Source organism: Microbulbifer hainanensis, from assembly GCF_014904735.1.
GTDB classification, from domain to species: domain Bacteria; phylum Pseudomonadota; class Gammaproteobacteria; order Pseudomonadales; family Cellvibrionaceae; genus Microbulbifer; species Microbulbifer hainanensis.
In genome coordinates, this window is the sequence record NZ_JACZCR010000008.1 from 34,267 (window position 1) to 60,085 (window position 25,819).

General features: G+C 58.2%; 23 protein-coding genes. 12 read left to right on the forward strand and 11 right to left on the reverse strand.

From position 1 onward, the window contains the following. Positions 1–96 precede the first annotated feature (96 nt). The 3 genes from IG168_RS02840 to IG168_RS02850 all read left to right on the forward strand — a co-directional run bounded on the left by IG168_RS02840 (position 97) and on the right by IG168_RS02850 (position 2,712). On the forward strand, positions 97–831 hold the full coding sequence (locus tag IG168_RS02840) for a 4'-phosphopantetheinyl transferase family protein (protein WP_193161639.1): 735 nt from the start codon (positions 97–99) through the stop codon (positions 829–831). A 554-nt stretch (positions 832–1,385) separates the two neighbouring features. Beyond that, the gene (hdeA, locus tag IG168_RS02845) at positions 1,386–1,736 is read left to right on the forward strand and encodes an acid-activated periplasmic chaperone HdeA (protein WP_319024645.1); all 351 of its coding nucleotides are present in this window, start codon (positions 1,386–1,388) and stop codon (positions 1,734–1,736) included. Between the two features lie 298 nt (positions 1,737–2,034). Continuing rightward, entirely contained in the window at positions 2,035–2,712 is a 678-nt protein-coding gene (locus IG168_RS02850; RefSeq protein WP_193161640.1) for a pseudouridine synthase, read from the forward strand. 32 nt (positions 2,713–2,744) lie between these two features. On the opposite strand, the gene IG168_RS02855 is transcribed toward IG168_RS02850, so the two are convergent. Genes IG168_RS02855 through IG168_RS02875 form a run of 5 tightly spaced genes read right to left on the reverse strand, consistent with a single transcriptional unit; the run spans position 2,745 to position 7,872 of the window. Continuing rightward, a complete protein-coding gene (locus tag IG168_RS02855; RefSeq protein ID WP_193161641.1) occupies positions 2,745–4,028 on the reverse strand; it encodes an ABC transporter permease in 1,284 nt (427 codons plus the stop codon). Beyond that, a complete protein-coding gene (locus tag IG168_RS02860; RefSeq protein ID WP_193161642.1) occupies positions 4,021–5,241 on the reverse strand; it encodes an efflux RND transporter periplasmic adaptor subunit in 1,221 nt (406 codons plus the stop codon). Before IG168_RS02860 ends, IG168_RS02855 begins: the two co-directional genes overlap by 8 nt. Next, entirely contained in the window at positions 5,238–6,254 is a 1,017-nt protein-coding gene (locus IG168_RS02865; protein WP_193161643.1) for an HlyD family secretion protein, read from the reverse strand. The genes IG168_RS02860 and IG168_RS02865 overlap by 4 nt, the downstream gene beginning before the upstream one ends. Next, positions 6,251–7,204 (reverse strand): HlyD family secretion protein, encoded by a 954-nt coding sequence (locus tag IG168_RS02870; RefSeq protein ID WP_193161644.1) that lies wholly within the window; start codon positions 7,202–7,204, stop codon positions 6,251–6,253. Before IG168_RS02870 ends, IG168_RS02865 begins: the two co-directional genes overlap by 4 nt. Further along, the gene (locus IG168_RS02875) at positions 7,192–7,872 is read right to left on the reverse strand and encodes an ABC transporter ATP-binding protein (protein WP_193161645.1); all 681 of its coding nucleotides are present in this window, start codon (positions 7,870–7,872) and stop codon (positions 7,192–7,194) included. The genes IG168_RS02870 and IG168_RS02875 overlap by 13 nt, the downstream gene beginning before the upstream one ends. 290 nt (positions 7,873–8,162) lie before the next feature. Between IG168_RS02875 and IG168_RS02880 the strand changes: the two genes are divergently transcribed. After that, positions 8,163–8,906, forward strand: coding sequence for an OmpW/AlkL family protein (locus tag IG168_RS02880; protein WP_193161646.1), 744 nt, complete (start codon positions 8,163–8,165; stop codon positions 8,904–8,906). A 233-nt stretch (positions 8,907–9,139) separates the two neighbouring features. Continuing rightward, on the forward strand, positions 9,140–11,416 hold the full coding sequence (locus IG168_RS02885; protein WP_193161647.1) for an autotransporter family protein: 2,277 nt from the start codon (positions 9,140–9,142) through the stop codon (positions 11,414–11,416). 44 nt (positions 11,417–11,460) lie between these two features. On the opposite strand, the gene IG168_RS02890 is transcribed toward IG168_RS02885, so the two are convergent. Further along, positions 11,461–12,063: an HD domain-containing protein gene (locus IG168_RS02890; protein ID WP_226876477.1), complete on the reverse strand. Its 603-nt coding sequence runs from the start codon at positions 12,061–12,063 to the stop codon at positions 11,461–11,463. Between the two features lie 7 nt (positions 12,064–12,070). Next, a complete protein-coding gene (locus IG168_RS02895) occupies positions 12,071–12,844 on the reverse strand; it encodes a class II aldolase/adducin family protein (RefSeq protein ID WP_193161648.1) in 774 nt (257 codons plus the stop codon). Positions 12,845–12,930: 86 nt separating this feature from the next. On the opposite strand from IG168_RS02895, the gene IG168_RS02900 reads away from it, so the two are divergent. Continuing rightward, positions 12,931–13,623 (forward strand): Crp/Fnr family transcriptional regulator, encoded by a 693-nt coding sequence (locus IG168_RS02900; RefSeq protein WP_193161649.1) that lies wholly within the window; start codon positions 12,931–12,933, stop codon positions 13,621–13,623. A gap of 41 nt (positions 13,624–13,664) precedes the next feature. On the opposite strand, the gene IG168_RS02905 is transcribed toward IG168_RS02900, so the two are convergent. Next, complete coding sequence (locus IG168_RS02905) at positions 13,665–14,576, reverse strand: bile acid:sodium symporter family protein (protein WP_193161650.1); 912 nt, start codon at positions 14,574–14,576, stop codon at positions 13,665–13,667. 139 nt (positions 14,577–14,715) lie between these two features. On the opposite strand from IG168_RS02905, the gene IG168_RS02910 reads away from it, so the two are divergent. The 4 genes from IG168_RS02910 to IG168_RS02925 all read left to right on the forward strand — a co-directional run bounded on the left by IG168_RS02910 (position 14,716) and on the right by IG168_RS02925 (position 18,832). Next, complete coding sequence (locus IG168_RS02910; protein WP_193161651.1) at positions 14,716–15,630, forward strand: DUF1853 family protein; 915 nt, start codon at positions 14,716–14,718, stop codon at positions 15,628–15,630. A gap of 160 nt (positions 15,631–15,790) precedes the next feature. Further along, positions 15,791–16,348, forward strand: coding sequence for a GbsR/MarR family transcriptional regulator (locus tag IG168_RS02915; RefSeq protein WP_193161652.1), 558 nt, complete (start codon positions 15,791–15,793; stop codon positions 16,346–16,348). 85 nt (positions 16,349–16,433) lie between these two features. After that, entirely contained in the window at positions 16,434–17,819 is a 1,386-nt protein-coding gene (locus IG168_RS02920; RefSeq protein ID WP_193161653.1) for a cytochrome ubiquinol oxidase subunit I, read from the forward strand. After that, positions 17,816–18,832: a cytochrome d ubiquinol oxidase subunit II gene (locus IG168_RS02925; RefSeq protein WP_193161654.1), complete on the forward strand. Its 1,017-nt coding sequence runs from the start codon at positions 17,816–17,818 to the stop codon at positions 18,830–18,832. Before IG168_RS02920 ends, IG168_RS02925 begins: the two co-directional genes overlap by 4 nt. A 72-nt stretch (positions 18,833–18,904) precedes the next feature. Here IG168_RS02925 and IG168_RS02930 read toward each other — a convergent pair whose 3' ends face one another. Further along, complete coding sequence (locus tag IG168_RS02930; protein ID WP_193161655.1) at positions 18,905–20,632, reverse strand: cytochrome-c peroxidase; 1,728 nt, start codon at positions 20,630–20,632, stop codon at positions 18,905–18,907. A gap of 744 nt (positions 20,633–21,376) precedes the next feature. On the opposite strand from IG168_RS02930, the gene IG168_RS02935 reads away from it, so the two are divergent. Continuing rightward, positions 21,377–22,042 carry a TetR/AcrR family transcriptional regulator gene (locus tag IG168_RS02935; protein ID WP_193161656.1) on the forward strand — a complete coding sequence of 222 codons (666 nt, stop codon included), beginning with the start codon at positions 21,377–21,379 and terminating at the stop codon, positions 22,040–22,042. Between the two features lie 6 nt (positions 22,043–22,048). On the opposite strand, the gene IG168_RS02940 is transcribed toward IG168_RS02935, so the two are convergent. Then, the gene (locus tag IG168_RS02940; protein WP_193161657.1) at positions 22,049–23,170 is read right to left on the reverse strand and encodes a PepSY-associated TM helix domain-containing protein; all 1,122 of its coding nucleotides are present in this window, start codon (positions 23,168–23,170) and stop codon (positions 22,049–22,051) included. A 131-nt stretch (positions 23,171–23,301) separates the two neighbouring features. Then, entirely contained in the window at positions 23,302–25,404 is a 2,103-nt protein-coding gene (locus IG168_RS02945) for a TonB-dependent siderophore receptor (RefSeq protein ID WP_193161658.1), read from the reverse strand. Positions 25,405–25,560: 156 nt separating this feature from the next. On the opposite strand from IG168_RS02945, the gene IG168_RS02950 reads away from it, so the two are divergent. After that, positions 25,561–25,815 carry a YdcH family protein gene (locus tag IG168_RS02950; RefSeq protein ID WP_193161659.1) on the forward strand — a complete coding sequence of 85 codons (255 nt, stop codon included), beginning with the start codon at positions 25,561–25,563 and terminating at the stop codon, positions 25,813–25,815. Positions 25,816–25,819 lie beyond the last annotated feature (4 nt).

The window sequence follows — 25,819 nt, forward strand, 5'->3', positions numbered from 1 at the left end:
TAGACCATTAATATTTATGGCCTAAGCACGCATTTATGATATTTTTAAATACGGCACCGAACCCACTCTAAAGCTAAAGCAGCGCCAAAAAATAAAATGGAACAGCCAATAAAAGATGCCCCTCGCGAAACATCGATTGAAAACTTCATTAAGCTAAAGCCACCCTCAATACCCGAAGGCTTTAATGGATCATTTACCGAGTGTGGATTTGACCCTTCGAAATATAGCGACAGCTTATTCAGTCAACTAGACATACCCATTCCAGTACAAATAGCTGGGTCGGTAACAAAACGAAAAGCGGAATTTCTGGCGGGACGATACTGCGCAAAGGCAGCGCTTTCTGAATTGGGCTATTTCCACACACCCGTTGCGATTGGCCATAATCGCTGCCCGGCCTGGCCAGCTGGAATCTCCGGGTCCATCAGCCACAGCGAAAATCGAGCGGTCTGTGTCGTCAGCCGGAATTTTCAAGGTGTTGGAATTGATATCACGCATAAAATCCCGGGAAAAATCATTTCTGAGATTAATACCTCTATCCTCAACAAGAATGAGGAGGATATTTGTAAAAGCTACGCTGACCCGACACAAGACGGGGTTACGCTGATATTCTCTATGAAAGAGGCCCTATTCAAGGCACTTTACCCCCAGGTTAAGAAATATTTTGACTTCCTCGATGTTGAAGTCGTGGCTATTGACCCGAAGAAACAAAAAATTCAATTGCGCCTAATACGTGATTTGTCCGAAAAGTTAGGGGCGGGAACTGAATTTATTGGATCCTATTGGAAGACTGGGGAATGCTTTTATTCGCTGCTTGAATACGGCCCCAGGTAATTATTTCCTTATGAACGTATAAAACAAAATCACTCTTGTTGTCTCCATTCTGCATTACCTTATGAGGTTCGCACTGCGTACCAGAGTGGGACGCAGCGTCTGCTGGTAGCTTCTCCAGTCACACTCTGACTCACCCCCTGGCACCATGCCAATCCGCGGCCCGATTTACACACATCCGAACTGTTCATCCTGTCCTAGAGCCCGATTGACATCTACAGCTGAGTGGGCAAATTCAGGAGCGGTAAGTTGAGAGCTATCGAAGGGGAATGCTTTTTCTGATATCGCCTTGAAGGTTGAAAAAAACGTCTATTCTTTCTGTGGACTGGCCGGTAATCGTCGATAAACGCGGGACTATGAACTGTCTTCAGATGACAACAATCATGATTGTTATCGAGTTCTGCCACAGTCTCGCGTTCGACTCGGCGGTTTCGCCAGCAATCATGCCTTTTAAGTCGGGTACGGCTATGTTGGTTTGCGGTAGTCGCAAGCATCTGACATTCGAACACGTAGTCAAATTCCTGACATGACTCCCTGGAACCCCTGGAGGAATTGTTGTGAAGAGTAAGCTCGTTATCCTTCCCCTGGTGATTGCCGCAGGTATCACTTCGTTTAGCGCGGTGGCAGAGACCAAGAAGCATTTGAAGGACTGGACCTGCGAGGATTTTCTCGCGATCGATGACCAGTACAAGCCGAAAGTGGTCTACTGGGCCAGTGCCTACTCAAAAAAGGGCAAGCCAGAAGACGGTATGCTCGACATTGAAGGCACGGAAAAGGTTACCCCTATGATCATTGAAGCCTGTGGCAAGGCCCCCAAAGAGTCATTTGGGAAGAAGTTGAAGGGCGAATGGCACAAACTTGAGAAAGGCACCAAAGGCGAGATGGAGAAGATGAAAGATAAAATGTAGTCTCTCTTATTCCCAATGGCGGATCCGACCAGTATCGGGTCCGCCAAGCAGGACTGCAGAAGAGTTTGTAGCAACCTCTCCCCGACGCAGTTTTCGCCGATATCTCCCGGGCTAGCGCCCCCGCTATTACACAGTGTCAACTGACCGCCGTTAAGATCACGATATTCTTAAACGCGATAAATATGCCAATCAGGTGTCGACTCCAGCAGCACGGCTGGCCACGCCCCCCAGTCAACTCAGATCGGGTAAAATGCCTGCCGCAAACACCCTGATCACGTAGCACTAGGAGTAGATGTCTGTGCGGGAGTACCGCCCACCCACTGAGCCCTACCTCACAGAGGTATACGCTGACGATACGCTGCTGGTTTTTGACAAGCCCAGCGGGCTGCTCAGCGTACCTGGGCGAGATCCGGCCCATGCGGACAGCCTCGCCAGCCGCTCCCAGGAGAAATACCCCGGCGCGATGACGGTGCACCGCCTGGATATGGATACATCCGGCCTGGTCATCATGGCCTGCCACCCGATCGCACACCGGCTGCTGAGCCAGCAGTTTCAGGAGCGGCAGGTGGAGAAAATCTACTACGCCAGGGTGTGGGGGGAGCTTGAGGAAGAGTCCGGGGAAATCGACCTGCCCCTGATCTGCGACTGGCCCAACCGGCCGCGCCAGAAAGTGGACTTCGAAGTGGGTAAGCCATCGCTTACCCGCTGGGAAAGAGTCGCGGCGGGCGGTGGATTCAGCTTGGTCAGGCTGAAGCCTGTGACCGGACGCTCACATCAGTTGCGGGTACACCTGCAGGCCATCGGGCACCCGATACTCGGCGACCCCTTCTACGCGCACCCACAGGCACTGGCCGCGGCACCCAGGCTATTGCTGCATGCGACAGAACTGTCCTGCACGCACCCGAACACCGGTGAACGGCTGCATTTTACCAGTGCCCCGGATATAGCGACTTTTCACATGGATTCCGGGCTCTAGGCAGGTCGCCTGCCGGAAATCCCCTGCCCGATTCAGTCACTCTGCAGGGCATCAATCGGATTGAGCCTGGAAGCCTTGATCGCCGGATAGACTCCGAAGATCAGGCCAATCATTGCGCACACCGTGAAGGACAGCAGAATCGCCCGGAGCGACCAGGACACGGCCCAGCCGGCATAGAGTGCAATCATTTCTGATAGCAGCACGCCGAAGACAATACCGAGCAGTCCGCCGAGGATCGCGATGGTGAAGCTCTCCACCAGATACTGGGTGCGGATATCCTTTTCCGTCGCCCCGACGGCGCGCAGCAAGCCAATTTCCCGGGTGCGCTCCAGTACCGTGGCAAGCATGATGTTCATGATGCCGATACCACCCACCAGCAGGGAGATACCAGCCACACAGGACATGACGATGTTGAAGATGGTCTGGGTTTCCATTTTCTGCGCCATCAGTGCCGCCGGCACGATCATCGTGAAATCTTCCACGTTGTTGTGGCGCCGGTTGAGCAGGTGGGTAATGGCCCGGGCGGCTTCCCGCGCGTCTGTTCCTGGCGCAAGCTGGAATTTGAGCTCGCTGACTTCCGCAGCCAGCACTTCGTGCGGGAAACGCTGCATGGCGGTGGCAAAGGGAATGAAAATCTGGTGCTGTTCCGCCCCCAGTTTGACCCCCTCAAAATCCGCGCCCTCAACGAACGGGGAATCCAGCACACCCACAACGACAAACCAGAGGTGATTGATCTTGATCCTTTCACCAATGGCACTGCGTCCGGGAAAAAGCTGCCCGGCCACGGCCTCTCCCAGTACTGCCACCTGCGCGAGTACCGCCTCGTCTTCCGGCGTCAACAACCGACCTGCCGATAGCTTGAACGGTGACATGCGGAAATACCCGGGATTGACGCCGGTCGCCGCAGCCTCACTCTTGCCGAACTCACTGAAGGCACTGTACGTGGTCAGGGCCCTTTGCGCGCTGAAAGCCTCGACAAAATTCATGGTGGCGATGGCCGCTTCGCCGTCGCGCAGGCTCAGACCGCTGGACTGTTTGCGCTGCTCGTAAAGCTCGTCCTTTTCCTGTTCCGGGCTCTGTACGATCAGGTTGTTCAGGCCCATGGTTTCAATCATGCGCAGTGCTTCCTGTTCCGCACCCTTGCCGATATTCAGCATGGCGATCACGGCGCCCACGCCAAAAATCATCCCGAGCAGTGTCAGCAGCGTGCGCAGTTTGTGCTGGGACAGCTCCGCCAGTGCCTCCCGGAACGTCAGCAGCAGCGCCCTGTGGCCGGCGCGGTCATAACGGACTGTCGGCTGTGCGGACTCAGCCATTGGAATTCCCCTCTTTATCTGACAGCGCGATATTGGCCACGTCGTAAAGCGCTATTTTTTCTCCCACAGAGAGGCCCGCGGTGATTTCGATATGGGTCGGCGTGGCTTTGCCGAGTGTCACCGGGCGCCGGCGGAAGTCGCCCCCTGAATAGACATAGACATAGGGGCCGCTGGTGCTGTGAAACAGACTCTGCAGCGGAATTTCGAGCCGCTCCTCACCGCCCTTCACCTGGATTGACGCGCCTACGCCGCGGCCGAGCTTGAACAATTGCGGATGCTGCTCCTGGAAACGGGCAATCACCTCATAATATTTCTGCGGGTTGCCCCGTTCGACGGATGCGGGCGCGGCGCTGATACTGTCGACGCTGGCTGCAAAGTGCTGCCCCGGAAGGGCCTCGATCCAGATATCGACCGCTTGCCCCTTGGCCAAGCCGACGGCCTCGCGATCCAGCACGTGAAGCTTTGCCTGCATGACACTGACGTCCGGCAGATCCCCGACCTTGCGTCCCGGCCATATCTGCTGCCCGACTTGCGGTTTGTCGCCACGCCAGTTGGCCTCATAGGTGAGGATGCCATCGTGCGGCGCAACGATTTCCAGCGCCGCCAGTCCCTTGTCCAGCCGCTCGATCTTGGCTTCGTACTTGTCCTCCTGCACGGTGAGCACCTGGACTTCCCCCTCGGCGCTGGTGGCAAAGCGGGTATTTTTCCAGTCGAGGTAATCGAGCTTCGAATTCAGAAACTCTATATCCAGCAGGTCGTCGAGCATTTCGAGACGGGACTTCAACAGGTTGTCTTCGACCGAGAAGCGCTCCGCAAACGCTTTCTCGATCTGGACCTGCGAGCTGTCGAGCGTGATACCGAGCTGTTCGGTATCGAGGTGGCCCTGCTTCTCGCGCATGTCTTCCCGGGCGATATCGAGGTCGCCCTTGGTCCAGCGCCGGTCGCGCTGCATGGCCTCGCCATCAAAACGGACAATGACATCCCCTTTGTGCACCTCGGAGTATTCGGGCGCAAGCCAGGCTATATATTTGGGTGGTCCGGACACGGGGGCCTGGATCGCCGTGGCAGAAGCGGCCTCCAGTTCCCCTTCTGCGGCTACCAGTACCGGCGCCCGCGAGATACGGACCTCGTATAGCAGCGGTTCGGGGTCACTGCCAGAACAGGCGGTCAGGACGATCACAAGTCCCAGGGCAGTCATCGGCAAGCGCTTCAACGGTCTTTCTCCACACTCGCCACCGCCTCGCCCCCATCGGCGGAGGGGAAGTTGACCGATGCCGTCATGCCGGGCTTCAACCCACCTGCCGTGGTCTGCTCCAATCCCACCAACAGGTCGATGACCCGTCGGCGGTCGCCGCGGGCCCTGTCCCGCACCACGCTGCCCAGCTCGGTGACAGTGCCGCGAAAGGTCCTGGCCTGAGCGCCATCGATCACCACATCCACCGGCTCGCCCAGCTTGAGGTGGGCTTTGTCGACCTCGTCCGCCGTGGCGCGCAATCGCATCTGGCTGAGATCCGATATCAGTACAACCGGCTGGCCAAAGCGCACGGACTCCCCTTCCGACGGCTTTTCACCATTCCAGTTCGGAATGTACTGTACCAAGCCGGCGATCGGCGCTTTAACGCTGAGCTTTTCCACTTCCGCCTGCAACTGGCCGGTTTCGCTTTCCAACCGTTCGATCTTGCGCTTGGCCAGGGAAACCTTTAACGCACTGGACTGCCTGTGCAGGTCGGCCAGTGCCTTGACCTCCTCCAGATCGTTGGCGGCGATCTTGAAATCGATCGCGGATTTCATCCGTTCGTTCTTCGACAGGGAGTAATCGATGATTTCAGCCCGCTCCTTGGCCTTGTTATACGCCGCGCGCTTCTCCTCGATGGCGAGGGTGTTATCCCTGGCCTTCTGCTCTTCTTTGTTCACCGTATTACTGAGTTCACTGCGCGCCTGACTGAGTTCGGCCTTTTTCTCGATCAGGCGTTCGCGCACCGGTTTGTCATCAAAAGCAACTACCAGATCGCCTTTCTCCACGTGAGCATTTTCCGCCACCATTTTCTTGATGCTGTACTGCCACATGCGGGAAATGGACGGCGGGGCAATTTGCACCGCTCGCGCCGACTCCAGTTCCCCGGTGATCGGCGGCAGCAGTGGTGTCTCTGTTTTCTTTGGCGAATTTTCACCGCCGCCGGCACAGCCGGACAGAATCAGCGCGACTAGAACGAACCACTGTCTCATGACGCGTCCCCGGAAAACTCGATGCGCGCGCCCATACCCGGCAACAGCTCAAACTCCGGCTTTTCCACCAGCTGCAGGGTCAGGTGGTAATACAGGCCCGAGCCCCATTCCTTACGCTTCTGTGGCTGGGTAGCGATATCCTTGAGCACAGCCTTCAATGGAGTGTGCATCCGCGAATCGAACGTCAGTTGCGCCTCCTGCCCCTCGCGCACCCGGTCGATATCGATTTCATGCAACCAGGCTTCCACGTAGAGCGCACTCAGTGCGGGAATTTCGGCAATCTCCCAGGACGGCTGTGCGGTCATACCGACGAATACCCGCTCGCCAGTCCACGGGTGCTTGCCATACAGTACCGGGCCGGCCCGCTCGGCGCGCAGAGTCATGGATTCCAGCGCCTGGCGCTGGTACGCCAGTTTGTCCTTGGAGCGCTCTATATTGATCTGTTGTTTCTTCAGCGCGACTTCTCGAGCCAGCTCCGCCTGGGCAAGATCCTCACGCGCCTTCTTGAGGCTTGCCTCCGCCTCCTGCTTGGCCACCTGATTGGAATCGTATTCGTAGGCGCTCAAGTATTGCTTGGGAATAGCGGCATCGATACTCGCCTTCTTCAGCAGCAGCTGTTCGCGCTTGAGGGCGTACTGTTTTTCCAGCACGGTCTGCGCATGCTCGGTCTTTTGCTGTTGCAGTTTCTCGCGCGCGGTAGCGAGCGCTACCCGTTCCGCATCGATCTTCCCCTGTATCGCCGCACCGTCAAATACCGCGACAATTTCCCCGGCCTCTGCCACCTGCCCCTCCGGCATCAACCACTGCAGCTCGACACGCCAGTTTTCCGTCATTGGCGCAAGAAAGCGCTGGTTGTCCTCTGCGCGGATTTCCCCGCTCAACAACAGAACCGAATCGGCACACAGGGGCGCGGCCAGCAATAGCGCGGCCAGGGCTATCACACGGCGCACAGGCGATCCTCCACGACGGCGCCATCGTTCATGCGAATAATGCGCTGGGCATGGGCGGCGATCTCCGGTTCGTGCGTTACCATGACAATGGTTTGCCCCTCCCGGTGCAGTGCGCGCAGTAACCCGAGGATTTCTTCAGAGGTACGGCTATCCAGGTTGCCGGTCGGTTCATCGGCGAAAATCACCTTGGGCTGATTGACCAGCGCACGCGCAATGGCCACCCGCTGGCGCTGTCCTCCGGACATTTCAAAGGGTTTATGTTCCATTCGGTGCCCGAGGCCGACCAGTTCCAGCATTTGCCGGGCGCGTTCGCGCGCCAGCGCCGTATCGACACCGGAGTAGCGCAGGGGCAACATCACATTCTGTACCGCCGTCATGCGTGGCAGTAGGTGAAAGGTCTGGAAGATAAAACCGATATGGCGATTGCGGATGGCGGAAAGGGTCGTGTCGTCGAAGCAGCCTACCTCCTGCCCGTCGAGCCAGTACTGCCCCGACGTCTGCTGATCGAGACAGCCGAGAATATTCATTAACGTCGATTTACCGGAACCCGAAGAACCCATAATCGCGACGAATTCGTTCTTTTCTATTTGGAGGGAAACATTGGCGAGCGCCACAACCCTGGCATCCCCCTCTCCGTATTCCCGACAGAGTTCTTTTATTGTTATCACGCTAACCTGCCCGGTGCTGCTTGTCTTCCAACCGAGCCTGAGCCCAGATCCGGATAATTAACAGGGTAAACATCATTGGCTGGTGTGACAACGATATCCCGGCAGTCTCCCGCACTCCCTGACCGATGAATTTTCTGTGGCAATTTCCCCACCCGACCGCGCAGCTGCGGCGCGAAGTGCTATTTTCTAGTGTTAGTTTTGTAGCGAGATTCGGCCCCGCCGACGTACCTCGCGCCAGCACGCGAATGGAACATCGCTTGCGGAAAGTATCGAATAAGAAGGAACTGACCATGAAACCGATTCGCTTTATTGTCGCACTGGCCATGTCAGCCCCTCTGGTGGCACAGGCGCAGCAGGACTGGCGCGAGATGGACTGGGGCGAATTTTTCGTACGGATCGGTAGTAGTTATGTCGACCCGAATGGCGACGCCACACCACTCAAGTTTGCCGTGCTGCAGCACTGGGATCTCTACAATACCACTTGGGAATTTAACAGCGACACCACCTGGAACGTGTCCGCGGTATGGCGGCCAATGGAACACTGGGGTGTCGAACTGGTACAGGTTGGCGATGCACAATACGATATCGACCTGGCACATTTCACTGCCATTCCGGGACGCGATGTCATCCCACTTGGCGACTTCAAAGTCTCCTCGTCCACGGCGTTCATCAACTGGTATCCGCTCGGTGCCGACTGCCTCGGCCGTCCCTATTTCGGCATCGGCGTCAACTACACCGACTTTCGCGACGGCAATCTGAGTAGAGAATTCAGCGATTACCTGATCGACACCGACCTGGCCACCGGCAGGGGCAGCTTCAATCTCGGTTACTCCTGGGGCTGGGCAACACAACTCGGCGTGGACTTTACCTACAGTCACGATACTCCCTTTCTGGCCAATCTCAGCGTTCTCTATTTTCAGTCGGATACGACTGCCCGCGTCATTTTCCCCACGCGCTTGGGGCACGACCACCTGCGTTCCGACGTCGATTACGATCCCTGGGTCGTCAACCTGAGTATTGGTTATAAATTCTAACTGACCCCGCGTGTAACCACGCGCATGCCCGAAAAACGACAAGACAAAATTGACTGGCCGCTCAACGGAACATTGGTTCCGCGCTCTGGCGCCAATCAAAACGACACCACGATATAACCTCAGGAATAACCGTGGGCAGACAGAGACCAGAAATTCCGATGCACTGCACAGGCCCGATAAAACCATGCCGGCCTAACCCGTGGCTGGCACTGGGACTGTCAGCTACCGCATTATTGGCGGCGATCAGCACGCCCGCATGGGCCACCTGTAGCCCCGGCAATATCGGTACGGCCGCCGCGGACACCATCCTCTGCGACGAAGATAACGATGCCGAAGGCGCCGATGTGGATGCGCTGGGCGGCGATGACGTCCTGAACCTGAATGGTGGCACGATCGGCAATGTGGACGCCGGCACCGGAGCCGATACCATCAACATTCTCGGGGCCGATGTGGAAAACGAGGTCCGCGCCGGCAGCGGCAACGACACCATTATCCTGAATAACCGCGACAGCGATATCGGCGGCTTTGGCAGCGGCGGTATCGATGCCGGCGAGGGCAACGACACCATCCAGCTTCTGGACGGCCTCGCGTTCTCGGTGCGCGGCGGTGATGGCAACGACGATATCCTGCTCGACGGCGGCTTCGTATTCAATTTTCTCGATGCCGGCGCCGGCGACGACACCATTTACTGGGACGAGGGACTGGCATTCGACGTACGCGGCGGTGACGGTTCCGACACCCTCCGTATTGACGCTTTTGCCTACGACGGCGAGGCCGTGCTCGACGGCGGTGACGACCTGAGTAGCGACGACGGTTATATCGATACACTGACGTTTGTGCTCGACCACGAGGTGGACGGCCGCCTGCTGCGCAACTGGGAGCGGATTGTCATCTGGGGAAGCTCCAAGATGATTTTCACAAACTCACTGTCAGTTGGCGGCGGTGTGGACGGCGATGGTAATGATCTGGGGCTGGATATCCTGTTCGGCGGGCTGGTGCAGTTCCGGCCGCGCAACTTTGTCGTCACCGGCAATATTGCTGTGGCCGGTACGCTGGATCTCGGCGACGGAGTTTTCGGCAGTCTGACTGTAGCCGCAGACGGGGACGGTAACTTCGGCGACTATATCGGAAAAAACGGTCGGCTCTGGATCGACACGCTTCTCTACGACGACGCTTCGCCCTCGGATCTGTTGCGAGTATCCGGGGATGTTTCCGGGCAAACCCTGGTGCGCGTCACCAATCGCGGCGGCATTGGCGCCGAGACAACCGGGGACGGTATCCAGATCGTCGACATCGGTGGCGCCTCTCCCGCGGACGCCTTTGTGCTGGACGGCGATTTTACGACGCGCGACCGGCAACCGGCGATCATCGGTGGCGCCTACGCCTATACCCTGCACCACAATGGTGTCGCCGATCCGCAGGATGGCGGCTGGTATCTCCGCTCTACGCTGGACCACCCGCAGTCCGGTATCGACGACGCAATTCGCTGGCAGCCGGGCGCAGTTCTCTACGAAGTCTACCCGCAGGTTTTGCGCGCGCTGAACCAGCCGGACACATTGCGTCAGCGCGTCGGCAATCGATTCTGGGTCGGTTCCAGTTATGAGGATCAGGGCCGCTGTGACTACATGACATCGGTCGAACGCAGCATCGATGGCGGTGGCGCCTGGATCCGGCTGCTGGGTCGTTACGATGAAATGGATCCCACGGCATCCTCCACCAGTGCCAGCTGGCGGCAGGATTTATACCGACTGCAGCTCGGCGTGGATGTTCCGCTCAACTTCACGGTGCGCGGCACCCAGCCTATCGCCAGCGTGGCGCTGCACTATGGCGACGCGGAGGCCGATGTAAGGTCTTTCTTTGGCAACAGCAGTATCGATGTCCAACAGTATGGTGTCAGTACCTACCTGACCTGGTATGGAATAGACGGCAGCTATTTCGATGGGCAACTGCACATCAACTGGTTTGACACCGACCTGGATGCCTACGACCTGCGCCGACTGCCGCAGAGCCGGGATGCACTCGGTTACGCCCTGTCACTGGAGGGCGGGCGCAGCTTCAAGTTGCGGGGCTATTACTCGGTCACCCCCCAGGCTCAACTGATCTATTCCAGTGAGAATGCGGACAATATCACCGATGTGTACGACGTCCGCATGACCGATGCCGACAACAATGCCTTTCGCCTGCGCATTGGAGCCACCTTTGACAGGCGCGTCAGCCAACACAAAACCAGCCGGCACATGTTCGGCGAAGTGCCGCTGGAAAGAATCAACTTCTATATCACCCCCAGCATTCTGTACAACTTCGGTGAGGACACGAGCGTCACCGTATCCGGTGTCACGCTGCGACAGGAAGAGGATGACTGGCGCGGCAAATTAAGCTTCGGTGCCACTTACGATGAGTGTGGGGATCAATGCTCCGTCTACGGGGAGATCAACGCATCCACCAGCCTGGAAAACTTCGGCGACAGTTCCGGTGGCGGACTGGAATTCGGACTCCGCTTCAAGTGGTAAACGCGCGCCTACACCGGCGCGCGCCCACCCTGTAATGATCAGCTCTAGGTTTCGATCGCCTTTTTGTACAGCGATTTTTTTGGCTGCGCGAATACCCGCCGCAACATCGGTTCGAAGAAGTCCAGTGGCAGTACTTCACCGTCGGCATCAAACGCCGGTGCATCGTACTTGGAAACAAACTCTATCGTGCGCTCGTAGCAGGGGTGCCCCCGGTACTGCTCACGCAGGTTACGATCCATCCCCAGATACTGGAAAAAGTAATAACCCTGGAAGATAGCGTGGTGCTTGATCATCCAGTGGTTTTCCTCACTGACAAACGGCTCCAGTAGTACCGCGGCGACATCCGCATGGTTGTAGCTGCCGAGGGTATCGCCGATATCGTGCAGCAACGCGCAGATCACATATTCCTCATCGCGACCGTCGCGGTGGGCCAGTGTCGCCGTCTGCAGACAGTGGGTCAGGCGATCAACCGGGAAACCGCCGCAATCGCCCTCGAGCAGTTTGAAGTGCGCGATGATGCGGTCCGGCAATTTCTGCGCAAAGCTACCGAAGGCGTCGGCGATGATTTTCCAGTCTTCCGCGGTGCCGTTTTCCATATGGGAAAACTGTGCCTGCTTTTCGGCGGTGTCGAGAGTGTCTTGCATCATCCTGCCCTCAATCTCGGTAGCTGGGGTCGATACGGTCGAGCTTGCGCAGCAGGCCGGGCCAGGCGAGCAAACCGCCCTGGCTGCTGGTGACCTTGTTGCCCTCGCTCTGAATCTTGTCGATGATCGGCTGCGGTACCGGCGTCAGTGGCCGGTCACCGGCCAGCGCGGCCACCTGAATCTCACAGGCGCGCTGCATAATAAACATGAACAGGAATGCATCGGCGACGGTCGGCGCGCAGGTCAACAGGCCGTGGTTGCGCAGGATCATGAAATTGGCCGAGCCGAGATCCGCGACCAGTCGGGCCTTCTCGTCATCGCGCACGGCGATGCCCTCGTAATCGTGATAGGCGAGGCTCGACAGCGGGAACAGCGATTGCTGGGACAGAGGCAGCAGCCCCTCGCTGTGCGCCGCCACCGCGACACCGGCAACGGTATGCGTATGCATCACGCACTGAGCATCGTCGCGCGCCTCGTGAATAGCACTGTGGATGGTGAAGCCGGCGGGGTTCACCGGGAAGGGGCTATCGTCGACCTTTTCACCATGTACGTCGATCTTGACCAGGCTCGACGCAGTGATTTCGTCAAACAGGGCCCCGAAAGGGTTGATCAGGAAATGGTGCGCCGGCCCGGGAATTCGTACAGACAGGTGGGTAAAGATCATATCGTCCCAGCCGTAGTGGGCGATCAGGCGGTAGGCCGCAGCCAGGTCGACCCGCAGCTGCCACTCGGCATCGCTGACTTTGCCCTTCAGGGAAGGCGCGGCATTCGGTTGTGTCTGCATTGTGGTTCTCTCTTATCGTTATCGCGTGCCATTGATTCTAGAAGTCTCGATCGCGGAGAATCTGTCAACTCGTTTACACTTGGCGGATGACCGAACTACTACCGATTCTCGACACCTGCCCACTACTGGCTGGGCTACCTGACCAGGCCAAGCGGGATTTGGCCCGCCAGGCCCGCATTCGGCGCTACAGTGCCGGCGAGGTCATTTACATGGCCGGCTCCATGCAGAGCCAATTGTCGATCGTGGCCGATGGACGCGTGCGCATATGCTCCAGCAATTCCCAGGGCCGCGAGGCCATACTGGCGATCCTGGACATCGGCGCCTGGATTGGGGACACCGTTTTCTCACCCGGCATGCCGCGGGTCTTCGGAGCGACCTCCCACGACGACTGCCAGGTGGTCGATATTCCCGGTGACGTGCTGCGCAAACTGATGGCCGAACACCCCGAGTCCTATCCGGTTGCCCTGGACCTGGTGAGCCGCAGGCTGTGGGCGGCCATGTCAATTATTCAGGATGATGTGCTGCGTGGCACCGAAGCGCGGCTCGCGCGGCGCCTGCTATTCCTCGCGCAGATGCACAATTCGCCCGAAGACAGCGGCAGCGCCGCCAGCTTCCGCCTGACGAAGGAATTACTCGCAAACATGATGGGCATGACCCGGCAGGGCGTACACCGGGTACTCAAGCATATCGAGGCGCAGGGCCTGATCGAGTTCGCCTACGGCCGCGTCACCATTCCGGACACCGGGCGCCTGCAGGCCTATGTGGAAAAGCTGGATTGAGCCGCCGCCAGCTCTGCTCGCGGCGACTCCACTGGGAGAACCTAGCTGGCTTCGGAGAGCTTGGACGAGACCGGAACCCCGTCATCTTTACCCGCCGGGATCACACGCCGGCCGTAGGCGGCCAGCAGGAAACCGATCGGGAACATCAGTACACCGTAGATGGCGGACGGGACCGACATTTCACTGGAATGCAGCAGTGTCAGTGTCACCATCAGCCCGAGCGTGCCGTTCTTGATGCCCAGCTCCGTAGCCACCGCCAGAGCCTCCCGGCGGGACAGCCCGATGACACGACTGGAGAACAGGCCGAGAGTCACACCGGCCAGATTGAGCAGAATCGCCGAGGGACCCGCCTGCGCCATCAGTTCCATAAACCGGTCGCGGATGCCGTAAACCAGGGCAATCACCAGTATTGCCAGCACCAGACCGCCGAAGATACTTACAACACCTTCAGCGCGATTGGCCAGCCGCGGCAGCCAGGCGCGCACCGCCATGCCGATCACAACCGGCAGCAGTACGATCAACGACAACATCGCCACGGTTTTGCCAAACGGCAACGCGATTTCCTGCTGCGTGCCCACAAAGGCCCTCAGGGCATAATTGGTAAAAATCGGCAGGGACATGATTGTGATCATGCTTGCGGACACCGTCAGCACGATTGATAGCGCCACATTACCGCGCGCGAGCAGAGTAAACAGGTTGGAGGTGGTGCCGCCGGGACAGGCCGCGATGATCACCAGACCGACGGCGATGGACGGCGGCAGGCTGAGTGCCCAGCAGAGTCCGAACGCGATCAGTGGCATGACCAGGATCTGAGTGACAGTGCCGAAAATCAAACCCGCGGGTTTCACTGTCACTTGATGAAAATCCCTCGCAGTCAGCGTCATGCCGATACCGATCATGATAATAAACAGCGAGATCGGCAGACCGATCGAGACCAGTGGTCCGGATTCCATAGATACCTCCTATTGTTATTATTTCGTATCCTGCGCGGAACATTAGCACAGTAATTTCGGATTCACCGCCCTTTTTATTTGCTCGCGGCAGTCGTGTTTCCGGTACCATTCGGACTATGAATTTGCGGCGAATTCAGGGATGGCAATACAGAACATAAAGATAGAGCCGGACCACTGGGCCAATATGCTCTGGTCATTGGCTGCGGTCGATATTGTCCGCGACTGGGAACTGCCATGGCTGCCGGCGGCGCGGCGTGTCGAACTGAGTCAATATTTCTCCCGCGGGGATATTGCCGCGCGGCTGACGCCGCAGCTGCACGACCAGCTGCGTGCAGCAGACCAACGGGGATCGGCCAGCCGGCTCGGTGTCTATTTCGAAAACCTGTGGGCCTTTGCGCTTGCCCATCATCCCGACTACCAACTTCTCTATCGCAACCTGCCACTGCGCGCCGACGGCAGAACACTCGGAGAGCTCGATTTTGTCGTGCGACACCTGCCGAGCGACACTACCGAGCACTGGGAAATTGCGGTCAAATTCTATTTGCAGGTGGACGCCAAATATTGGGTCGGGCCGGGGCTGCGCGACCGGCTGGATATCAAGCTCGCCAGAATGCGCGACCACCAGCTTCCGGTCATCCGCACCCCGGCCACCAGCGCGCTTCTGCAACAACAGGGTATCCATATCGACCGCCAGTGGACGCTGATGCCCGGTCGGCTGTTCCGTCCGCTGACAGCGCCCTCACCAACCCTGGGCGATGACATCAACGCAGACTGCGCAGGCTATTGGTGGGCCACTGCGGATCAGTTCTTACATCACTTCGCACCACGCAATCTCCGCTGGGCTGTGATGTCCAAACGCACCTGGCTGGCACCCCGGCACGGTTCCCTGCCAGACAGCCAGCCCTGCGCCGGGATCGCCGCGCAACTGCGTGCGGAAAACCGGCGCGGCCCCTTCTGTGTGGCGGGAGTGGACGGCGGCCGGGAACAGAGCCGGGGCTTTATCGTCGCTGACGACTGGTACTCCGCCGCACAGGCCGCTATTTCCTCCACCTGACAGGCTCCGGAAAAAGCTGGCCGCACTTCCCTTCACTTGTCCCAAGCCCTGTTCCCGGGGCCGCTATCAGCACCCCAGGGCCCCTGTTTACCCGATTCCCGATTGACACTGCCAGAATTAGGTTTACAATTTTCAGAAATTTCTGAAAGCTCAATAAGTAATGAAACTTTCCAGTCAGACACAGGCATTCGTGCTGCACTTCGGCGAAATGGGCAGTCGCTGGGGGTTCAACCGCACTGTGGGACAGATGTTCGCGCTGATGACGGTCCACTCGGAGCCGCTCAATGCCGACCAGCTGGCGCAGGCCCTGAAGATCAGCCGCGGCAACGTGAGCATGGGCCTTAAGGAACTGCAGGCCTGGCGCCTGGTGGAGTTGCATCACCAGCCCGGCGATCGCAAGGATTACTTCACCGCTGCCGGCACCATCTGGGACCTGGCGCGCACCGTGTTCGAAGAACGCCGCAAGCGCGAACTGGATCCCACCCTGACGCTGCTGCGCCAGCTGTTGCTGAACGATCCGCAGGACGAAGAAGAGGCCCGGGCCCAGGAGCGCATGCAGGAGGTCTACAGCCTGCTGGAAATGCTGGATCAGTTTGCCAATACCCTGAGCAAACTGGACGAGAAAGACCTGCTCAAACTGATGAAACTGGGTTCCGGGCTCAGCAAACTGCTGGAACTTAAGGGCAAGGTCACAGGAGGTGGATCCAAATCGAAATAGGCCGGCGACCGTCCCGTGCCGCCCCGCACGCGGCACTTACACGGCACAAGGACAGAATTACCGTTTAATCACAGAGGTTTCCCCCATGCTAGACACTCTGGTCCTGTCGAGGATGCAGTTTGCAGCCAACATCAGCTTTCATATCCTCTTTCCCTCCATCACCATCGCCCTGTGCTGGATTGTGTTTTTTTTCAAGCTACGCTACGACCAGACCGATAACCCGGTATGGATGCGCGCCTACCGTTTCTGGGTCAAGGTTTTCGCGCTGACTTTCGCGCTCGGCGTGGTGAGCGGCATCACCATGTCGTTCCAGTTCGGCACCAACTGGCCGGGCTATATGGAAAAGGTCGGCAACGTGGCCGGGCCCTTGCTGGGCTACGAGGTACTGACCGCGTTTTTCCTCGAGGCGACATTCCTCGGCATCATGCTTTTCGGTATCAATCGTGTATCCAGCAAAATTCACACGCTCTCGGCACTGATCGTCGCCATCGGTACGACCATTTCGGCCTTCTGGATCCTGGCGCTGAATTCCTGGATGCAGACGCCGGCAGGCTACGAGGTTATCGACGGTGTCGTGCACCCCACCGACTGGCTGGCGGTCATCTTCAACCCCTCCTTTCCCTACCGCTTCAGCCACATGCTGCTAGCCTCCGGGCTGACCGCCGCTTTCTTCGTCGCCGGCCTGTCTGCCTACCGCATCCTCAAGGGAGATACCAAGCAGGCGCCGCGCCTGGCACTGAAAACCGGGCTGGTGCTGGCCGCTGTGCTGGCGCCGCTGCAGGCCTTCGTCGGCGACCTGCACGGCCTCAACACGCTTGAACACCAGCCGCAGAAAATCGCTGCGATGGAAGGCGTTTGGCACACCGAAAAAGGCGCGCCGCTGCTGCTGTTTGCGATTCCCGACGAAGAACAGAAAACCAATCACCTGCCAATCGGGCTGCCGCGTATGGCCAGCCTGATCCTGACCCACGACATGGATGGCGAAATCCGCGGGCTAAACGAATTCGAAGGCAACCACCCGCCGGTGAAACCGATGTTCTTCGGTTTCCGCATCATGGTCGGTGTGGGCACGCTGATGCTGCTGGTGTCATGGGCCGGCTGCTACCTGCTGCGCCGGCGCGGCGAACTGCCGCGCTGGATGCTGAAGGTGGTCGTGGGCATGACGTTGTCGGGCTGGGTCGCGCTACTGGCGGGCTGGTACGTCACCGAAATGGGACGCCAGCCGTGGCTGGTCACCGGCGTGCTGAAAACCGCCGACGCGGTGACCCCGGTACTGCCGGCCAATGTGGGCTTTTCCCTGGCCATGTACCTGGTGGTGTACGCCATCCTGATGTGGGCCTATCTCCACACTCTCAAAGTCATGGCACTGAAGTCCGTGAAGGTGGAAGAATTCGAAACTGCGGAACCCGCCGCCGACGGCAGTCTGGCCAACCCGACCTCCGCTAAACGCCCGCAAGGAGAATACGCATGAGCATTGCAGCAAACTCGGCAGACTGGCTGCCGGTAGTGTTTATTGGCCTGATGGGGCTGGCGGTTCTCGCCTATGCGGTGCTCGACGGCTACGACTTGGGTGTCGGCATATTGCTGCCGCTGGGCGCCGATGACGAGGCCCAGCGGGATACCATGATCGCATCCATCGGCCCCTTCTGGGATGCCAATGAAACCTGGCTGGTGCTGGCGATCGGTCTGCTGCTGATCGCCTTTCCGGCCGCGCACAGCATGGTGCTGATGCATCTGTATATTCCCACCGCAATCATGCTGATCGGTCTGATCATGCGCGGGGTCGCCTTCGACTTTCGCGCCAAGGCGGCGGTGGATCACAAGCTGGCCTGGGATCGCGCCTTCAAAGTGGGCTCCCTGCTCACCAGCCTGACCCAGGGTTATATGCTCGGCCAGTATGTGATGGGGTTTCAGTCCGGCTGGATGGCACAACTGTTTTCCGCCCTCAGTGCCATCGGCGTCAGCGCGGCCTACAGCTATATTGGCGGCGCCTGGCTAATCATGAAAACCGAGGGGGCACTGCAGAGCCGCGCAATCCACTGGACACACCGCGCCGGCCGCGCGGCCCTTGTCGGCGTGGTGGCGGTGTCAATGGTCAACCCGCTGGTCAACCCGGGCGTGTTCGATCGCTGGTTTACCTTTCCGCTGGTGATGTTTGTGTTGCTGGTACCGATGCTGTGCTTCTTCGCCTTCGCTGCCAACGAAATACTGCTGCGTCGACTGCCCAAACTGCACGACCGCCACTGCTGGATGCCGTTCGTCAACGTGCTGCTGATTTTTGTCCTGTGTTTTACCGGACTGGCCTTCAGCTTCTACCCGGAAATCGTGCCGGGCAAACTGACTATCTGGCAGGCCGCCAGCGCACCGGAGTCACTGAGTTTTATTTTTGTCGGTGCCGTGATCGTGGTGCCATTGATCCTGGCGTACACGGTGTTTTCCTACTGGGTGTTCCACGGCAAGGCAACGCAACTGCAATACCATTGAGTTTTTGCCGGAAACGAACGCAAAAAAAAACGGGGCCCACAGGCCCCGTTTTTGCTTCAGCGCTCGCGCGCGTCAGTTATCAGTCAGCCAGTCTCCCTCCTCCAGCATATCGGCAACTTCATCGATACTCAGGCACCCGAACTGACTGGCACCGGGCATGCCGCAGATCTGGCCGTACAGCTGGCCCTGCATGAGCATCCTGACCACCGGGTGGTACTGGCTGGTGCCTTCATCCAGCAGCAGTGGCACTTCGGCGCTGTGGCTATCGCTCAAAGTCTCTATATAGGCCGCCACTGCCTTTTCCTGCTCCAGGGACAGGCCGAGGCGGCCGACCAGAGGAAACCCGACCGAAGGGGATGCGGTAGCGGGAAATTCCGGTTCCGGCCAGCAGTTGTTAGCCAGTGCGACGGCCTCAGTAATTATCGTGCCGAACGGAACAATGGTCTCACAACGAGGCAGCGCATCGCGGGTATTGTAGAAATGCACCACGCTCCAGAGGCTCTTGAAGAAGCCGTTGTGCATAAATGCCTTGACGAAATCGCCATTGGGTTTCTTGGCGACATTGCGCAGCGTTTGCGTTCGGATGAAACCGTCGGCGTCATTGGCGATGCCAGTGTGCAGATTCAAACCTGTGTCGATACCGGTGAGTTTCGGAATCAGCGGGTTCCCGGGCGTACCGATGTTGTGATAGGCCTGATCGGAATAGATCTGCAGCAGCTCGGAGCCGTCGTCAGTTTCCGGGTGATCACTGTGGCAAAAGGCGCACTGTGTCGCGGGCAGATTGGGGAATTTCCTGGTGAAGAAGGGGGGCGCCGGCAATTCAATGTTATAGAACAGATCGTGCCCCAGGTTTTCCTCATCGGTAAACATCACCAGCGGAAACTTGCCGTACTCCTTGTCCGGGTTCTTGTACTGCATCTGCCTGACCTGGCTGCAGACAATCGAGTTTCTGTATTCGCTAAAATCGCTGTCGATACAGGCCAGCTCGGTACGGATGGCAATATCGCGCTTGGAGCTGAACGAGTTGATATCCTTCATTGACTGGTAGGCGCCGGCTGACATCATCAGGCGCTTAAAGGAAATATCGAAATAGGATTCGCCGTAAACGGCGACCCCGGGACTGCAGTTCAGCGGTTCTCCCCAGGCCAGCTCGTACAGCCAGGCGTAGGGCGAGGCCGCCACGGTCTCGCACACATCCTCCCGCGACATATTCTGCTCGTTCGGGTTCGGCATGGGGTTCAGTGCCTGATCCGAAATCGGGGAGATAAATTTCCGGAAACTGTCCTCTCGCACCGGGTCGACATTGTAAAAAACCTCGGTGTCGATATGCGGAGCGGAGAACGGCAGCGTCGGAAAATCGGGATTATCTGAGACCAGCGGGCGCCCCAGCGCGCGGCCATCCCAGAAATTACCGCCGCAATATTGCTCGGGGCCGGCGCCGCCAATATTGCACAGAGCAAAGGGCAAATTGAAGCTGGCATAGGTATTGGTCTGCGGTTTGCGCCTGCCCACCAGGCTCGGCTCGCCGTCGGCGTTGTCCATTGCCACTTGCGTGGCATTGATGACCGGATCCGGACCGGTACCGCCGGCAGTCGGCTCATGGCAGCTGACACAACCCATCTGACCGGAACTGGACAGGTGCTTGTCAAAGAAGATGTGTTTGCCGAGCAGTCCCAGCGCCTTATCCTGATCCGTTTCCTGCGCAAACCCGGATCCACTCAGCAGGAAAAATAATAGAGCGATCAGTATCGCCCATAAGTGAATAAAACTGATTCTCTTTTCCGTTCCCGATATATTCATTGCAACCTAACTCCTGTACACCCGTTGACACCCATTTAGTATTTTGACCGGCACTACGGTGCCGCGAGTGCTGTGGTTTCCGTTATCAGGGAAACGCACAGCACCCGGTACGCCGGTAAAATTTAGAGAGACGGAACCGTTTGCAGCGTTATTCGCGGGAAATCCATCGATAACAGCGACGCCCGGAAAGCCGAAGGTTCCAGTAAACCGCTCTGGCAGGCGGTCCACAGTTAAAGGGTAGAATTTGATCAAATATTGACCAGCAAATTCCTGCCAATAATTTCCTTGATATATGCCTGCTGAGGAACATCATTCTGCCGATCGTGGAGTGACATTCGCTTATTACCTCCAGTCCATCAAAAAGGTGCATATGGCTGCCCCCAGATCGAACTAATTTGCCCCGGCATTATTTCTGCAGAGCTGCCCCGCCCCACACTGTGCTCAACGGACATTCGCGCCACTCACGCATCCACAGCAATAAAAAAACAATTCCGCGCCAAGCAACGGTACGGAGCGCCAGGCCGGAGCGCTGTGCATCCAGGGAAAAGCTCGCGACACACACCTGAGCGGCTGCGCTGGCCGTTGAATCTTCGCCGGGACGATACGCGGTTCACGATTCCCGGACTTACCCCTTGCGGGGAACCCGGACGGACCCGATAATCGCTGTCGCCTAAAGACAAGGCCCGTACTACAGGGAATCAACTCGCTCGCCCCGTGCAGCGGTTGGGTAATCGGAGTAAAGAATTGAGTGAAGTCGATCCGCTCAGTGTGAGCAGGCGCGATACCGTGAAGCCGCGCAAACCCCAGCGCGAAAACGGCCGCAAGAAATACGAAAAGCTGTTGGATACGCTGGAATCGCTGTTACTGGACAAGGAAGCCAGCGAAATCACCCTCGCCGACCTTAGCGAAGCCGCCGGAGTGCCGACGGCATCCGTCTACCACTTTTTCCCGAATCGCGATGCGTGTCTGGCCGCCCTCGCAGAACGCTACTTCAACGATCCCGCAGAGCAGCTGGAATTTTTCCCCGTCTCCAATGAGTGGGCCGGCTGGCAGGACATGGTGGAAACTTTCTGCGACCGCGCGCGCGCCTTTTTCGAAGCGAATGAAGCGATCAAGAAGGTGAAACTGGGTCCCAAGGCGAGCTGGGCCGTGCGCGAACTGGCACAGGAAAACAACCGGCGGCTGGCACAGTCACTGCAGACCGCGCTGGCCCATCGGTTTGAATTGCCGCCATCAGGAGAATGGGAACAGCGTTTCCTGCTGGCGATTACCATCAACGATGCGCTGTGGTCCCTTTCCTATACGCGCTTCGGTCGCATCACTGACGAGATCGCGGCAGAGGCCAAACGCGCGGCTACCGCCTACCTGCGACTCTACCTCAGCGAATCGCCGCTACGCCGCGCGCCCTGATCCGACTCAGGCTGGCGCGGCGTCCAGGCGTTTATTGCGGCGCTTGATCCGCGCCGCGCGGCGTTTTTCGCGACGGCGGTACCACAGGTAAAGCCCGGTCACCGATAACAGCAGCGGACTCAAACCCACCACACACCAGAGTACGCGGCTGGCCAGCCCGGCAAAATCGCCAAAGTGCAGGCGGCGGTAGCTGTCGACAATCTTTGCCCCCAGCCCCGCAGTGCGAATATCCGACGCTGCCATGAACTCGCCGTTCTGCGCATTGAAGGAGACATTACTGGCGTACTGACTCAACAGCGGATTGTCGCTGTGCACATCGCCCCAGAAAGTGATATTCACACCCGGCTCCCAGGGCATGGTGACATAGGTCGGCTCAAACCCCCGCACCTTCTCGGCGGTGCGGTCGTGCAGCGCCTGCAGCGAAAGCTCATCGCTGTACAGCCGCTTCTCCATCGCGTAGTGCTCCTTGCCGTCCATGTGTTCACGCAGTTCATAGGCGAAGTGGGTGACATTCCACCAGGCACCGGTAAAACCGACAATAAAAAGAATCGGCGATGCAATAACGCCGGTCATCTTGTGCAGGTCACTGAAGTAAACCATCAAGCGCGCGTTCCAGCGCAGCGTGAAAAAGTTTTTCCAGAATTTGCGATAAAGGATCAGGCCGGTGAGGCCGAGCAGGCACAACAGCACGGAAAAGACACTGGTGATGGCCAGACCGGCGTCGTCGAGCAGGAACGTATAGTGCAGTTCCAGCAGCCAGTCGGTGAGGTAGTGGGTAAGATTTTGCGGTTGTGCCAGGATTTCACCGCTATAGGGGTTCAGCAGCGTGTAGAACCAATCACTACTGCCATGGGGCATCAGGAAAACCTGGTCGGCGCGGCCGTTATCCTGGAACAGTGTCCAGCCGACGACTTCGTATTCGGGGAAACTCCGGTTCACGTTGCCGAGCAGCGTATCCAGCGACATTCGCTGACGGCCGTCCACCTCGACACGCACCTTGTCCTGCATCAATGCCGAATCAATTTCGTGCTTGAACACCAGAATACTGCCGGTCAGGCAGATCACCAACAACGGCATAAAAGCGATCAACGCCATCCAGCCGTGCAGTTTGAACAGGATTTTATTCATTGTGGTTCGCAGATCCGCTTATTACCTTCCGCCAGTGCAAAAACCGATAGCCCAATCGCAAAAAAGGATGACGGGGCCTATCAAACCCGCCATCCAAAGCTTTGCGCATCAGCACAGGCAATCTTTTTCGATCAGTAACGCCAGTTCACTGACGCGCTGAAGTTGCGCGGTGCAGCGTAGAAGCCCTGATCCCAATAGAGGCTGCTGATATATTTTTCATCGGTCAGGTTGTTGGCATTCAGGGAAAAATCCAGCTTGTCATTGACCCGATAGTTGGCGAAGGCGCGCACGGTGGCGTAGGCATCCTGCTCGATCTTGTTGCCGTAGCCGTCAACGCGCTCAATATCATCCTGCCAGTTGATGCCGGCACCCACCTTCAGCTGCTCCAGCATCGGCAGGCGATAACTGGCCAGCATACGCACGACATTCTTGGGCACGAAGGTGCGGGAATCCTCACCATTCTCTTCGATGTCCAGCGCGGTGTAGCCGACGCTAGCCTGCAGACCCGGCGCCAGTTCGCCGGTCAGCTCCAGCTCGTAGCCACGGGTCTCGTAATCGTGGCCCGCATAAATGGTCTTGCCGAGGTCGGCGTCGAAGCCGGCGGACTCGGAGACATTCGTGTAGTCGGCCTCAAACAGCGCAAAGGAGGCATTGAACTTACCGTCCATAAAGGCGCCTTTCACACCGAATTCATCGTTACTGCCCTCGGACGGCGCCAGGCGATTCAGGTTTTTATCCAGGTCGCGCTGGGGCATAAAGGTTTCGGTGTGGCTGGCGTAGAGCGAGTAGCTGTCGCCAAATTTGTACACAAGGCCGGCATAAGGCAGCACCTTGCCGTTGGCTTCGGTTGCCTGGCTCTCGCCGTAGGCCTCGCCCTCCCCTTTCCAGTTCACCATGCGCGCGCCGCCCACCAGCGACAGGGTATCGGTGATATGGAAACGAGTGGCGGCGTAGAGTGCAGTCTGTTCGTCGCTCCAGTCGCTACCAGTGGCGCCATCGGCGAAAACTGGATGCGGCGTCTGGCCGTTCCACTGGGTGAAGTCGCCGATGGCGGGGAAGCCGGCACCGGTGGTGTAGTCGTACAACGACAGCTCGTCGATGCTGTTCTCGGCCCAGTTGGCACCGAACATCAGCTCGTGCTCGCGACCGAGCAACCGGTAATTACCGTTGATGCGGAGGTCCAGCAGGTCGCGACTGCCATCCAGATCGTAAGCGCTGGCATAGCCGATCAGGCCCACATCGGTATCTGCTGCCGGCAGCGAGTACATGTAAAAGAGCTCGCTGGCTTGATCGGTAGCGGTGTGGGAATAGTAGGCCTTGGCCTCCCAGCCATTGGCAAAGCTGTGTTGCAGTTCGGCAAAGGCGGTGGTTTCGGTGGTATCCCAGTAGGACCAATCGGCAGCGGTGCTGGCGGATTCATCGTAATGGGTTGGTGTACCGTCGCTGTAGGTCAGCGGCAGTGCGCCCCACATGGGGCTGTCGGCCTCACTCGACTGGTAGCTGGCGCCGACGGTCAGGCGGGTGGATTCGCCCAGATCCTTATCCACTACACCGTAGGCGACGGTGGTGTCATTGCTGTAGTTGTCGAGGTAGGAATCGCCCTGGTCTTCGGCGACAACGAAGCGACCGCGCAGGCCCTCGGTGATGGTGCCGCCGACATCCGCATCCAGGCGTTTGCTGCTCCAGGAACCGGCGGTGGCGCCGATGGACAGCTGGAAATCGTCCGTCGGCCGCTTGCGCACCATATTCAGAGTCGCGGAGGGATTGCCGGCGCCGGACATCAGACCGCTGGCACCGCGCACCACTTCGATGCGGTCGTAGATGGCCGTGTCGATGGTGCCGTTGGTATTGCCGTAGGCAGCGGGCAGTCCGACGCCATCGACCTGGAAGTTGGTGATATCGAAACCGCGCGCAGTGTAGTAGGTGCGGTCTGTCTCGACGCTCTCCACCTGCACACCGGTGGTGCTCTGCAGGGCGTCATTCAGGTTGTTGAGACCGAAGTCGTCCATCTGGCCGCGGCTAATGGCGGAGACCGACTGCGGTGTTTCCAGGCTGGACAGGCCGAGGCCGGTGGCGGTATCCATATCACCGACCAGATAGGAATCCACCTGCTTGCCGACCACCTCGACATTCTCGATCTGCTTATCGGATTCCGCCGCGATGGCTGAATTGGCAAGGATCAGAGCCGCTGCCAGCAGAGAGCGCTGCACCGGTACACGCTTGTTATTGGTCACAATCCATTCCCCTCGTGAATTTTGCGCGCATGATAGCCATGCACAAACCTAAATGCAACACATTCTCATTTGCATTTAGTGTCAAGGGGGAGCGACCAGTGAAACCGGGCACTACAATTGGGAGGTGGTAAACCAAACTGTTTACAGGAGCCTTCAATGCCCAGCATCCCTTCTCACGCCCTGGACGTAGACTTTCCCGAACACCTCGAAACCATCAAGCGCTTACATAAAGAGGACCTGCAATTCAGGTCGAGTAGTGAGATTTACCACAAACTGGATAAACAGATACGCGGGCTTGAAGAACGCGGCGTGACCACGGATGACAACCATTTCAACGCGCTGAAGATCCAGCGCGCACACCTCAAAGATCAGCTTTATCACCGCATCTGTAACGGCGGCCGCATACACTAGCCGG